Origin of the sequence: Staphylococcus simulans (assembly GCF_003043455.1) — a bacterium.
In the GTDB taxonomy this organism is placed as follows: domain Bacteria; phylum Bacillota; class Bacilli; order Staphylococcales; family Staphylococcaceae; genus Staphylococcus; species Staphylococcus simulans_A.
On the sequence record NZ_PZGG01000030.1, the window covers coordinates 1 to 13,780 of the forward strand.

Sequence of the window (13,780 nt, forward strand, 5' to 3'; positions counted from 1 at the left end):
ATATACTATAGTTCCATATCAACATCGAACCAATGGCTCTGATATAGTGGTTCATCTATAAACCACCTCAACATCACCAATAAATGTCGAAGTATAAATATTGATGTTATAGTTTTCTTCTTTCGTCTCTTCTGTCATTTGAATGTGGTTATTCTCAATCTTAACGGTATTTTGATTTACTGTCGCATTGCCATAGAATGCTGCTGCGTGAAGATTGATATTGTAATTCATCGGCACAATGATTTGAATTTTACCAATGAAATGTCTTATGACAATCGTGTTATTTTCTTTGATATTTGCTGCTTTTGTTAAATCTATATGAATATCGCCGATACCATGTTGAATTTGCAGGTCTTCCCACTTATAAACATAGACAGGTGTTCTTTGATTACCGAACCATCTTTGCTTAATAAACTGTGGAGATGTGACTTCTTCATCAGAAGCGATAATCTTCATCGGTTTGAATTTAAAGACGATATAACGAATAATAATCAGCACTAAGAAAATAAAAAGTATGATAATCGTATATTTGTTAGAGAGTAATGTGAAGGCAATCATTAATACGCCAATCCAAAAGGCCAGTAAGCCTCTGACTTTATGGAAATAAAGATAGCCCACATACATTAAGATAATCCCTAATAATAATACGAGGATAAAGCCGATTTTTTCAAAAAAGATATAGTAAAAATTGGCTATAATCATTAATGCTGTAAAAATAATCAACATCTCAGTTGAGATATACTTATTGGTCATGTTTCGCCACCTTTTCTATGCAACTAAACTCATTTGTGCAATCATATCACATTCTCTTTCAAGTGTAATTCGTGTTTTGTTTTGCTCTGATAAATCTGCTTCAATTCTTGCACAATCAGATTCTGCTTCGTTTAAGTCATGCATTAATGCAGACAACTCTGCATTATTAATATTTTCCATTCGTTGTACATTATTAATTTGATACTGATCCATCAAATCAATGTATTTATTTTCTACTTCTGTAGTCAATTGTTCAATATATGCAACGATGTTTTGTCTTTTACGATTTAAATAAGCAATATATTGTTTTGTTGAATGTAATTTTCTGTTCAAATGCGCTTGGCAATTTGTAATACTGTATTTAACTGTAGTGTGATAAAGTTTGTCTAAATAAATTGCTATGATATTCATGGAATCACCTCATTTATGATTGACTCCATTATAAAATAATTCCAGACGCCTCACGATAGGCTCTGGAACCATTTTACTTTCATACTTTAGTCCTAATTCCCGTTATACCAAGGAACTATTTCTCTGTTTTATCTATTTTAGTCGTTAATAACGGACCATCTTTCGTCACGATAACAGTATGTTCAATTTGTGCAACATAACTTTTGTCGCTTGTTTCAAACGCCCATTCATTTTTACCTTCAGTTACAAATGTCGCATTAGATGAGATGAAAGGTTCTACCGCAATAACAGTCCCTTCTTTTAATAACGTTTTATCTTTAGGATCATAATAGTTTAAAACGTAATTAGGTGCTTCATGTAATGAGCTGCCTACGCCATGACCTGTTAAATTACGGATGACTTTCAAATCATTTTTACGCGCTGTCGCATGAACAGCTTTACCAATTTGGCTAAGTTTGCTGCCAGGTTTAATTTTTTTCATCGCATTATCAAATGCTTCCTCAGCAACTTCACAAACTTTTTGTTTCATCGGGTCACTTGGTTCACCCACAACAAATGAAATACCTGTATCTGCATAATAACCATTTTTCAATGCAGAAACATCTATGTTAACTAAATCTCCTTCACGGATTTTACGTTTACCTGGAATACCATGTGCCACTTCTTCATTCACACTGATACAAGTTTGACCAGGGAAATTTTCATCATGGATAGGTGCAGACAAAGCACCGTGTTGTTCAAATAAATCTTTAGCAATATTATCTAATTCTTTAGTTGTGACACCTGGTTTTGTTGCTTCTTGCATTGTATCTCTGACTAATGCACAAATATATCCGATTTCTTTTAAACCTAATAATTCTTCTTCTGTTTTTACAATCATGTGCGATCCCTTTCCTTATTCAATAATTGATAATGCAGCGCACGTGCGCTTATATGTCTCATTATGATACGAAATTATCATAATTAACACTCATTCTTTCTTATTATAGCAAAAAATGTTTGTTATACTAAATCTGTAAGAAGCAGTTCATCACTTTGTAACTGCAAATGGAACTATGTTGCAACGATGTTGCCGACATCAAGTGAGGTAAATTTTTTTATGACACAAGACAAATGGTATCGCAAAATTATTGGTGCAAGAACCATTAAAACTGGACTTGCTACATTTTTGACAGCCTTCTTTTGTATGGCGCTCAATCTTAACCCGATTTATGCTACGTTAAGCGCCATCGTCACCATTGAACCAACCGCAAAAGCATCACTCAAAAAAGGATATAAACGCTTGCCAGCAACTGTTATTGGCGCACTTTTAGCAGTACTCTTCACGTATATTTTCAGTGATAAATCCGCACTTGCTTATGCGATGAGTGCCACCTGTACTATTTTTATTTGCGCAAAGTTGAAGTTGCATGACGGTATTACAGTCGCAACTTTAACGGCTATGGCCATGATACCAGGTATCGGAGATCATTATTTATTTAACTTCTTCTCACGACTTTTAACAGCGGTTATCGGTCTAGTTACAGCTGGCTTAGTAAACTTAATAGTTTTACCGCCTAAATACTATCATCAAGTTGCTGAAAATGCTCAAAAAGTTGAGACAGATATGTATCATCTCTATAGCCAACGTTTAAAAGAGTTAGTGAATGAAAAATTCAACTCAGCTAAAACAAATCAAAAGTTAGAAAAATTACTCTCAGCCATCTTGCGTGTAGACACATTGATTCGTTATCAAAAAGACGAATTAGAATACCACAAAGATCAAGAAGACTGGGTGAAACTTAAAGCACTATCTAATCGTGCGCATACAGATCGTCTGTTTATTACGCATTTATCTAATATTGTTTATCTGCCTAAGAACACTAAGTTTCACTTCACGACAGCTGAACAAACAGCCATTTTAAATATCGCAGAAAGCATCAGTGAAATTATAGAAACAGGCGGTTTTGAACGTGTAGATGAAGATGCTGAAATATTAAAACGCAGTGTCATCCGATTAGATGAATTTGAAAAACAACAAGTCAAAAGCCATATCATTTATGAAATCTTAATGACGTATCGTATCTTAGATGAACGTTATGCCTAACAGAAAAGGTCACTTTTTGAAAATCAGTTCAAAAAGTGACCTTTTTATTTATGTTATAGCTTTTAACGCTATTTTATACTTCTTATTTATTTTCAAAGCGATCGACAATGGCTTGTTTAGCCGCTTCTTCCGCAGTATTATCCAATTGACGCGGTTCAAATGGAATACCTTTACGCACACATGCTTGTTCTAGCAAGTAATCTGTGATTTCATGGTTCTTCGGTAAAATCGGACCATGTAAATAAGTACCTAATAAGTTTTTATAATGAATACCTTCTTTACCGTCTTCATCATTATTACCAAAACCATGGGTTACTTTTCCTAATGTATCATAGTTATGATACGTTCTGCCGCCGTGGTTTTCAAAACCGACAATTGTACCGAACGTATTACTTTCAATGACAATATCACCTGTTAAACGTTCTTTTTTAGATTGCGTATAAAAGTCTAAAATACCTAATCCTTCAAGTTCTGTACCATCAGGTGTAATGTACTTATTACCTAAGAATTGATAACCGCCGCAAATTGTAAGGCCTGGCATACCTTCTTCTATCGCTGCTTTTAATTTACTTTTGATTTTACTTAATTCCTTTGTCGCAAGCGCTTGTTCACGGTCGCTGCCGCCGCCGATAAAGAAGATATCACACCCATCAAAAGTCACATCTTCTGTTTCATTGACTTCAACAACATTCAATTTGATATTGCGCCATTTTGCACGTTGTTTCAAAGCGATGATATTACCGATATCGCTATATAAATTCAATTTATCTGTCATAAAATGATATAACGTTAATTCATTCATCTTTGTTCCCTCATTTCAAATGAACGGTTTAATTGCTCTAACATCGGCGCAAGTGATGTATAGTTTGGAATTGCGACCGTCTTACTTGAGTAATCCATTGTTTTAGCAGTCGCTTTATAAATATCACGTTCCACGATTACTGGTACATCGACTTCTGCTAGTTTTAAACGTAATTGCAGTTCTTCAGCACGATTACCTGTGACAATTATCGCTTCTATATCTTGTTCACTTAATTTTTCAAAATCAGCATCGTAAATCCACGAAATATCTCTGCCATCTGCCGCATGGTCATTTAAACTGATGACATATACTTTTTTGCCTTCAAGTTGTTCTCCCATAGACAGACTTGCGTTCATACCAGCTGGATTCTTCGCTAAATTAATCATAGCTTCTTTAGAACCAGATTTGAAATACTGCATACGCCCATTATCTGATGTATATGTTTCAAAGCCTTTACGGATAGATTCATCGTTTAAACCTAATTCTCGCAATACGCTATATGCGGCAATCGCATTATAAGCATTAAAGTCACCCGCAATTTTCATATCAAATGTCGTGTCACCGATTGTCAGATGAATAAATGGTGAGACTGTGAATTTCGATACTTCATACTTCGGTTGTTCCCGTTTAAAACCGCATTCACAATGATAGTGACCGATTTGGTTATAGTGAATATAATCATATACTAATAAGCGACCACAATTCGGGCAATATCTGCTTTCGTTCATGGTACTTTGTTCAAATTCATGTGCATGTGCTTTCATGCCATAATAGACATTTGATTCACTTGCGATTTTTAAACGACTTACAAAAGGATCATCCGCATTCAGTAATAATTTAATCCCTTTATGACTGATGGCTTCAGCAATGTTATTGACCATAATGTCGATTTCACCGAAGCGATCCATTTGATCACGGAAGAAATTCGTGAAGACCATCATAGTCGGTGTCATTTCTTTTAATACTCTTGGAATAGAGCCTTCATCAATTTCAATAATCGCAATTTTAGTATCAGGTTTAGATTGTACGATGAATGCAGAAGTAATTCCTGCAGCCATATTCGCACCTTCATTGTTATGAATTATATTTATATGATTAGCCTTTAATGTATGACCAATTAAATTCGATGTCGTCGTCTTACCGTTGGTACCGCTGATAAATACAACATCGTCGACTTGTTCTGCTAAATTTCGTAGTATATTTTTATCAATTCTTCTGGCTACTTGCCCTGGCAAATCTGTACCGCGTTTCCCTACAGCTCGGCTGGCTCTACGCGCTAACTTGGCTAAGTTGATCGCCGTCCATTGTCTCATTCGCTTCACTCCTCTAAATATCAACCTGAATAATTATAACACGTCTCAGACTTTAATTAAAAATATTCTATATACGTCATCAATGTCAAACACTTGACTCTTACTACCCTATCCAGTAGAATTTTACTACTCAAATCATCAAATAAAGAAAGGTCGAATTACCTTTGAAACACCAAAATTCATTTGTTGCGCTAGACTTTGAAACCGCAAATGGTAAACGCACAAGTATTTGTTCTGTTGGCATGGTGAAAGTAGTTGAAAATGAAATTGTCGAGACATTTTATACGTTAGTAAATCCTAAAGATTACTTTTCCCAACAAAACATTAATGTGCATGGTATTAAACCTCAGGACGTTGAGACAGCACCTGACTTCAATTTTGTCTTACCTTATATGATACAGTTTATAGACAATTTGCCTGTCGTTGCACATAATGCGGCATTCGATATGACAGTAATGCATGCCAGCATTCAAGCGTTAGGGTTACAAACACCAAACATGACTTACTTCTGTTCACTACAGCTCGCACGCAGAACCATTAATAATCAACGTTACGGTTTAAAATATATGATGGATTATTATCATTTAGATTTTCATGGACACCATGATGCATTAAACGATGCAAAAGCTTGTGCCATGATAACTTTTAGATTACTCAAACACTATAATAGTTTATCCGACATGCTTGCAGTCTACGGTAAAAATTTAACGGATAAAGGATAACCGATTGAACATACAATGATAAGTGTCCAATCGGTTATTTTTATGTCATAGGAAATCATATATCGACATATTTTGATATTCAGTTTTCTCCAAATTTCCTACTGTCACACCAATTAATCTTATAGGTACTTCTGGATCTTTAAGCTCATTATAGAGCGTATAGGCAATATTATAAATATCTATCTCATTTCTAACCGGATCTCTTAAACTGCGCTGTCTCGATAATGTTTCAAATTGATGGGTTTTAATTTTAACTGTTACAGTTTTACCAGATTTTTGTATACGGCTTAATCGTTCTGCTGTCTTCTCACTCAACTCTCTGACTTTCAATAATATTTCTTCATCATCATTAACGTCGGTCGTAAATGTTCTTTCAGTTCCGACTGATTTTCGAATGCGATGAGCTTTAACAACATTAGTGCCACGTCCTCTGGCTTTTTCATATAATCCATGTCCACGTTTACCGAATATCCGTATCAATTCACGTTCATCTTTTTCATATAAATCTTTTCCGTTGTAGATGTCATGTTCATGCATAATGGCTTTGGTTGCTTTACCGACACCTGGAAATCCACCGATGTCTAAGTTCATTAATATCTCATGGACGTTTTGATAATTAATAATCATCATGCCGTTCGGTTTATTCATACCGCTTGCGAGTTTGGCGAGGAATTTGTTGTAAGAGATGCCGGCTGAAGCAGTTAAACCAGTCTTTTCCCAAATATCGTTTCTAATATATTGTGCGATGGCAGACGCTGGAAGATCTGGACGTACAAGATGTGTTATATCTAAATATGCTTCATCTAATGATAAAGGCTCTACAACTTCTGTATAACTTTTAAAGATATCCATAATTTCTTTCGAAGTTTCTCTGTAAACATCAAAGCGAGGTTGGATATAATAACCATTCGGACAAAGTTTATGAGCTTGTGCCATTGGCATTGCAGAATGTACGCCATACTTTCTCGCTTCATATGACGCAGTTGTCACAACGCCACGTCCACTTGCTTTTCCACCGACAATCACAGGCTTCCCTCTCAATTTAGGATTATCTCTCACTTCTACTTGCGCATAAAAGTAATCCATATCGATATGCACAATTCGTCGCTCTTCCATACCATTCACCTCGCTTTGTAAATTTTCTTCTTATACTCTATTATAATGTATCTTGTCTATACTTGAATATTTACTGCCTAAACACAAATCTTCACATCTAAATTATTTTTGTGATTGTATTAATTAATTATTGTGCCTTTTTTAATATTATTAAGAATGGAGAGATGCCTGTTTATTTCATCATATAACAGGTACAACTAACTAGATTCAAGTACTTCATTGTCCTGCAGTCACCTAATTATTTTCGAGGGAGGATTCAATATGACAAATAACGAAAACAAAATGAGTCATGAAGAAGCTGGTCATTTAGGTGGAGAAAAAACAGCTGAAGAGTTTAACTCTGAACATTTCCAAGAAATTGGTCAAAAAGGTGGAGAAGCAACAGCCAAAGAAAACAGTAACCCGTCTCAATCAGAAAATAATCAATCTAATTCTAATAACGAAAACAAAATGAGTCACGAAGAAGCTGGTCATTTAGGTGGAGAAAAGACAGCTGAAGAGTATAGCTCTGAACACTTCCAAGAAATCGGCCAAAAAGGCGGAGAAACAACAGCCAAAGAAAATAATGATAACTCATAAACGTAAATGTTGAGGTTGGATCTTTAGATCTAGCCTCTTTTGTTTTGAAATACAAGAAATACGAGATTTCTTATAAAATTAAGAAACCCCGTAATTAAGATAATGCTTTTCTATTATTTTCTTTCAAACAATGCCACTGTCTCAATATGTGTTGTTTGCGGGAACATATCGACAGGTGTGATTTCTTTTAGGTTATAGCCTTCCGCTAGAATTTGAGCATCACGTTGTTGTGTTGCTGGGTTACATGAAATATATACAATGCGTTTTGGATTTAATTCTAATAGTATGTTTAAAAATGTTTCATCGCAACCTTTACGTGGCGGATCGACCATGACAACATCCGGTTGAATACCTTGTTGTTTCCAGTCTAAAATTACAGATTCAGCTTTACCGCAAACAAATGTTGTATTGTCGTAGCCATTCAGTTGAGCATTTTTCTTCGCATCTTCAATCGCGGCAGGTACAACTTCAACACCATAAACATGTTTCGCTTTATCTGCCATATATAAGCCGATAGTACCGATACCGCAATACGTATCAAGCACTGTTTCTTCGCCTGTTAATTGCGCATATTTCAACGCTTGATTATATAATTTAACTGTTTGTGATGAGTTGATTTGATAGAATGATTGGTCGCTGATTTCAAATTCCACTGAATCTAAATCATCGATAATTTCATCTTTACCATATAATGTCTTTGATGTTTTGCCCATAATCACATTGGAATGGGTTTCATTAATATTTTGAATGACACTTTTAATATTCGGTACCGCATCCACTAGTTTCTCAATAATAGGTTTGGCTTGTTTAAATTTCTTACCATTAGTTACGAAAATAATCATCACTTCTCGCGAAACATGACCCACACGAATAATCACATGACGTAATAAACCTTGTTTTTGTTTCTCATTATAGATAGAGACGTTATACTCTTTTAGCAATGCACGGATAGAACGCATTAATTGATTTTGAATACTGTCTTGAATGATACATTCATCCATATCAATAATGTCATGACTGCGTTGACGATAGAAGCCCATAATCGGTTCATTGTCTTTATTTAAACCTACTGGAATTTGCGATTTATTACGATAGTTCCACGGATTCATCATGCCGATAGTATCATTGATAACTGTATCTTCAAATTTACCCTTACGATGGAATAGATTTACGACTTGATTTCTTTTCATTGTTAATTGTGATGAATAATCCAAATGTTGCAGTTGGCACCCTCCGCATTTGTCATAGTAAACACATGGAGGCGTCACACGTTCAGCACTTTCTTTATGAATATCTAACAATTTACCAATCGCAAAGTTTTTATTTACCTTGATTAATTTATATTCAATTTCTTCATTTGGTAAAGCATTTGGCACAAAGACAGGATAATGGTCTATTTTTACCACACCGTGTCCTTCATGTGTTAAGTCGATAACCTCACCTGTAAAGATTTGATTTTTCTTTAATGTTTCCACACTGTAACCTCCATAGAAAAAAGGTCAGGCTTGTGATTAAGTCCTAACCTTTCATCTGCTTACTTCTCTAATCTTGTTCAATTAATTCTTTATTATCTACATTAGCCGGTGTATATACTTCAATATGCTGCTTTAAATTTAAGAAGTTGGCTGGTAATTGACCACCATATTCTCCATCTACATTGAGCGGCATTTGTTCAAAGGATGATACATTGACTGATTTTGCTTTTTCATAAGTGACTTTTGGATGTTTAATATGTTCTCCTCTTGATGCTAAAGTCATAATGTGACCAAGTTCTGCTAAATTAGCTTTTTCAACAATAATCAACGTAAAGTAACCATCATCTAATTTCGCATCTGGAACTAACTTTTCAAAACCTGCCATTGAATTCGTCAGTCCAAGTAAGAATAACAGAATTTCTCCTTGGAATACTTTTTGATCATATTCAATACGGACATCCACATTTTTCATCTGCGGCAACATTTCCATGCCTTTGATGTAGTAAGCAAATGGCCCTACAAATGTTTTTAATTTACTAGAAGTTTCATAAGAGACTTCAGTAATACGTCCGCCAGCAGCTAAGTTAATAAAGTAACGACTATTCATCTTACCGATATCTACTTTAACCGTATGTCCTTTAATAATAACATCGACTGCACTTAAAATATCTGTTGGTAAATGTAAGGCACGACCAAAATCATTTACCGTTCCCATAGGAATCACACCGATTTTAGGACGATTCGGATGTTCGGCTATTCCATTAACCACTTCGTTTAATGTGCCGTCACCGCCAGCAACGATGAGCATTTCATAATCTTCATGCAGTGCACGTTTTGCTTCAATCGTCGCATCTCCTGCTTTTTGCGTTGCATATGCACTTGTTTCAAATCCTGCTTGTTCCATTTTAATCAAGACTTCTGGAAGCATTTTTTTAAACAATTCCTTGCCTGAAGTCGGATTATAAATAATTCTAGCTCGTTTTCTCATAAATAATCCCTCATCATTTTTACTCAATTTCAATTTTAAATGATTTCCGCTTCAGTTGAAAGCATTAATGGTTGAAATCAATGAAATTCGTTTTTGAAATCACCTATCATAATAAAAAACCTGCAGAGATTACATTCAGTAATCCTTGCAGGTTGTTATTCAATCAATTAGCGTTTATCTAATTCTTGTTGTAATAATTTGTTAACGATTTGAGGGTTGGCTTGACCTTTAGACGCTTTCATAATTTGACCGACTAAGAAGCCTTTCGCACGGCCTTTACCGTTTTTGAAGTCTTCTACAGATTGAGGGTTATTATCTAATGCTTCTGTTACGAAGTTTAATAATACAGACTCATCTGAGATTTGTACTAAACCTTTATCTTCCATAATTTGTTTAGCATCTCCGCCGTTTTCAGCTAATTCTGGGAAGACTTTTTTCGCGATTTTACTGCTCATAGTACCGTCTTCAATTAACTTGATCATACCAGCTAAGTTTTCAGGTGTTAATTTTGTATCTTGAAGTTCAACTTGGTTTTTGTTCAAGTACTCATTAACGCCACCCATTAACCAGTTAGAAGTTAATTTAACATCAGCGCCATGTTCAACCGCTTCTTCGAAGAAATCAGACATTTCTTTTGTCAATGTTAAAACGTGCGCATCATACGCAGGTAAACCGAATTCTTCAACATATTTTTTCTTACGTACGTCTGGTAATTCTGGAATTGTTTGACGTACACGTTCTTTCCAAGCATCGTCAATATATAATGGTACGATGTCTGGTTCTGGGAAGTAACGATAATCATCAGAACCTTCTTTAACACGCATTAAGATGGTTTTACCAGTAGACTCATCGAAACGACGTGTTTCTTGAAGGACTTCGCCGCCATTTAACAATTCTTCTTCTTGACGTTTTTCTTCGTATTCTAAACCTTTACGTACATAGTTGAATGAGTTCAAGTTTTTCAATTCAGCTTTTGTACCGAATTCTTCTTGACCGTATGGACGTAATGAAATGTTAGCATCACAACGTAATGAACCTTCTTCCATTTTACCGTCAGATACGCCAGTGTATTGAATAATTGAGCGTAATTTTTCAAGGTAAGCATAAGCTTCTTGTGGTGAACGGATATCTGGTTCAGATACGATTTCGATTAACGGTGTACCTTGACGGTTTAAGTCTACTAATGAATAACCGTCTTTATGTGTTGATTTACCCGCATCTTCTTCCATGTGAAGGCGTGTAATACCAATACGTTTTGTTTCACCGTCTACTTCGATATCGATGTAACCATGTTCCCCGATAGGTTGGTCAAATTGTGAAATTTGGTAAGCTTTCGGGTTATCTGGATAGAAATAGTTTTTACGATCGAATTTAGATTCAGTCGCAATTTCCATGTTTAATGCCATTGCAGCACGCATCGCCCAGTCAACGGCACGTTCATTAACAACTGGAAGCACACCAGGGTATGCTAAGTCGATCACATTCGTATTTGTGTTTGGTTCTGCTCCGAAATGTGCTGGTGATGGAGAGAACATTTTAGAATCTGTTTTCAGTTCAACGTGGACCTCTAGTCCAATGACTGTTTCAAAATGCATCATTAACACTCCTTATAAATTTTGATATGCATCATGTAAGTTGTATTGTTGTTCGAATTGATGAGCGACACGGTATAGTGTTTTTTCATCAAACGGTTTGCCGATAAACTGTAATCCGATCGGTCTATTATTAGTTTGTCCGCAAGGTACTGAAATACCTGGTAAGCCGGCAAGGTTAACTGGAGTAGTTAATAAGTCGTTTGCATACATTGTCAACGGATCATTAATTTCTTCACCTAAGTTGAAGGCAGCTGTTGGTGTTGTCGGACCAACGACTACATCATAGTCTTCAAATACTTTGTCGAAGTCTTGACGAATCAACGTTCTGACTTTTTGTGATTTTTTGTAGTATGCATCGTAGTAACCTGAACTTAATGCGAAAGTACCAAGTAAAATACGACGTTTTACTTCTTTACCGAAGCCTTCACTACGTGAGAATTTATAAAGTTCATCTAATGTTTGTGCTTCTTTTGAATGGTAACCATAACGAATACCATCGAAACGAGATAAGTTAGAAGAAGCTTCTGATGATGCGATAACATAGTAAGATGGGATACCATAGCCCGTATTTGGTAATGATACCTCTTCTACGATTGCACCTTCACCTTCTAAAATTTCAACAGCGTTGCGTACCGCTTCTTTCACTTCATCAGAAACACCTTCACCTAAATATTCTTTAGGTAAAGCAATTTTCATACCTTTGATATCTTTTCCGATATCTGAAGTGAAATCATTATCTTCTACTGGCGCACTTGTAGAATCATTTTTATCCACACCTACAATTGTTTCTAAAACAATTGCGTTATCTTTAACATTACGTGTTAAAGGTCCGATTTGGTCTAATGAAGATGCGAATGCAACTAAACCAAAACGAGATACACGGCCGTATGTCGGTTTCATACCAACGATACCGCAATATGCTGCTGGTTGACGAATAGAACCACCAGTATCTGAACCTAATGAAAATGGTACTAAGCCAGCTGCTACAGCTGCTGCTGAACCACCTGATGATCCGCCTGGTACTGCTTTATGATCGAATGGGTTAACTGTTTTCTTGAAGTAAGAAGTTTCAGTTGAACCACCCATTGCAAATTCGTCCATATTTAATTTACCGATTAACACTGCATTTTCAGCATGTAATTTTTTCATTACTGTTGATTCATAAATCGGTACAAAGCCTTCTAACATTTTACTTGCACATGTTGTTTCTAGACCTTCTGTAATAATGTTATCTTTGATACCCATTGGGATACCGAAGAGTTTACCTTCCATTTGGTCTTTCGCTTGCAATTCGTCCAGCTCTTCAGCTTTCTTAATTGCATTCTCTTTATCTAAAGCTAAGAATGATTTAATTGTCGGATCTGTTTCTTCAATTGCATCATAAATATCTTTTACAACTTCAGAAGGTTTAATTTCTTTGTTCTTAATCATTTCGCTTAACTTTTCAACTGATTCATAACGAATAGACATTACGCATCCTCCCCGTTGATAACTGATGGTACTTTAAATTGACCATCTTCTGTTTCTTTTGCATTTTTGAGCGCAAGCTCTTGAGGAATGCCTTTCACTGCTTTATCCTCTCTTAATACATTTTGTAAATCTAATACGTGATACGTCGGTTCTACATCGCTTGTATCAGCTGTATCGATTTGTTGGGCAAAGTTTAGGATTGTTTCTAATGTGTCTTGCATTTCTGTTGTTTCCTCTGGTGAAATATGAAGTTTAGACAAATTTGCAATATGTTCAACTTCTTCACGTGATACTCTAGCCATTAATGAACTGCCTCCTTATTAATACTTCATCATAAAATTGTATCAAAAAAACTGTCAAAAATCTAAATTTTTTAGTTCAAAATACCTATATATCAAGTAATGACTCCCCTTTAACTTAATCATTCTGAACTTCAATTGCAAATCATTACTATTAATTCGAGAATAGCT

The 13,780-nt window shown here is 35.4% G+C and carries 14 protein-coding genes; 3 read left to right on the plus strand and 11 right to left on the minus strand.

Features of this window, described 5'->3' with window-relative positions; all coding sequences use genetic code 11:
- Positions 1-51: 51 nt before the first annotated feature.
- The 3 genes from vraT to map form a co-directional block, all read right to left on the minus strand.
- Positions 52-753 carry a cell wall-active antibiotics response protein VraT gene (gene vraT, locus BU038_RS06755; protein ID WP_107605383.1) on the minus strand — a complete coding sequence of 234 codons (702 nt, stop codon included), beginning with the start codon at positions 751-753 and terminating at the stop codon, positions 52-54.
- Positions 754-768: 15 nt separating this feature from the next.
- A complete protein-coding gene (locus BU038_RS06760; RefSeq protein WP_107605384.1) occupies positions 769-1,164 on the minus strand; it encodes a hypothetical protein in 396 nt (131 codons plus the stop codon).
- Between the two features lie 115 nt (positions 1,165-1,279).
- Positions 1,280-2,044, minus strand: a complete 765-nt coding sequence (map, locus tag BU038_RS06765; RefSeq protein WP_107605385.1) for a type I methionyl aminopeptidase — start codon at positions 2,042-2,044, stop codon at positions 1,280-1,282.
- A gap of 219 nt (positions 2,045-2,263) precedes the next feature.
- Between map and BU038_RS06770 the strand changes: the two genes are divergently transcribed.
- Positions 2,264-3,250, plus strand: coding sequence for an FUSC family protein (locus BU038_RS06770; protein WP_107605386.1), 987 nt, complete (start codon positions 2,264-2,266; stop codon positions 3,248-3,250).
- A gap of 82 nt (positions 3,251-3,332) precedes the next feature.
- On the opposite strand, the gene BU038_RS06775 is transcribed toward BU038_RS06770, so the two are convergent.
- Positions 3,333-4,052 (minus strand): type 1 glutamine amidotransferase, encoded by a 720-nt coding sequence (locus tag BU038_RS06775; protein WP_107605387.1) that lies wholly within the window; start codon positions 4,050-4,052, stop codon positions 3,333-3,335.
- Positions 4,049-5,365, minus strand: a complete 1,317-nt coding sequence (locus BU038_RS06780) for a Mur ligase family protein (RefSeq protein WP_107605388.1) — start codon at positions 5,363-5,365, stop codon at positions 4,049-4,051. The genes BU038_RS06775 and BU038_RS06780 overlap by 4 nt, the downstream gene beginning before the upstream one ends.
- Positions 5,366-5,529: 164 nt before the next feature.
- On the opposite strand from BU038_RS06780, the gene BU038_RS06785 reads away from it, so the two are divergent.
- Positions 5,530-6,087: a 3'-5' exonuclease gene (locus tag BU038_RS06785; protein WP_107605389.1), complete on the plus strand. Its 558-nt coding sequence runs from the start codon at positions 5,530-5,532 to the stop codon at positions 6,085-6,087.
- Positions 6,088-6,132: 45 nt separating this feature from the next.
- Here BU038_RS06785 and dinB read toward each other — a convergent pair whose 3' ends face one another.
- Positions 6,133-7,203 (minus strand): DNA polymerase IV, encoded by a 1,071-nt coding sequence (gene dinB / locus BU038_RS06790; RefSeq protein WP_107605390.1) that lies wholly within the window; start codon positions 7,201-7,203, stop codon positions 6,133-6,135.
- Between the two features lie 261 nt (positions 7,204-7,464).
- On the opposite strand from dinB, the gene BU038_RS06795 reads away from it, so the two are divergent.
- Positions 7,465-7,782 carry a general stress protein gene (locus BU038_RS06795; protein WP_107605391.1) on the plus strand — a complete coding sequence of 106 codons (318 nt, stop codon included), beginning with the start codon at positions 7,465-7,467 and terminating at the stop codon, positions 7,780-7,782.
- Positions 7,783-7,895: 113 nt separating this feature from the next.
- Here BU038_RS06795 and rlmD read toward each other — a convergent pair whose 3' ends face one another.
- From rlmD to gatC, 5 genes are all read right to left on the minus strand, one after another.
- Positions 7,896-9,257, minus strand: coding sequence for a 23S rRNA (uracil(1939)-C(5))-methyltransferase RlmD (rlmD, locus tag BU038_RS06800; RefSeq protein WP_107605392.1), 1,362 nt, complete (start codon positions 9,255-9,257; stop codon positions 7,896-7,898).
- A gap of 67 nt (positions 9,258-9,324) precedes the next feature.
- Complete coding sequence (locus BU038_RS06805; RefSeq protein ID WP_002481674.1) at positions 9,325-10,245, minus strand: diacylglycerol kinase; 921 nt, start codon at positions 10,243-10,245, stop codon at positions 9,325-9,327.
- Positions 10,246-10,412: 167 nt separating this feature from the next.
- A complete protein-coding gene (gene gatB / locus BU038_RS06810; protein ID WP_037556606.1) occupies positions 10,413-11,840 on the minus strand; it encodes an Asp-tRNA(Asn)/Glu-tRNA(Gln) amidotransferase subunit GatB in 1,428 nt (475 codons plus the stop codon).
- A gap of 12 nt (positions 11,841-11,852) precedes the next feature.
- Complete coding sequence (gene gatA, locus BU038_RS06815) at positions 11,853-13,310, minus strand: Asp-tRNA(Asn)/Glu-tRNA(Gln) amidotransferase subunit GatA (protein ID WP_002481676.1); 1,458 nt, start codon at positions 13,308-13,310, stop codon at positions 11,853-11,855.
- A complete protein-coding gene (gatC, locus tag BU038_RS06820; protein WP_002481677.1) occupies positions 13,310-13,612 on the minus strand; it encodes an Asp-tRNA(Asn)/Glu-tRNA(Gln) amidotransferase subunit GatC in 303 nt (100 codons plus the stop codon). Before gatC ends, gatA begins: the two co-directional genes overlap by 1 nt.
- Positions 13,613-13,780 lie beyond the last annotated feature (168 nt).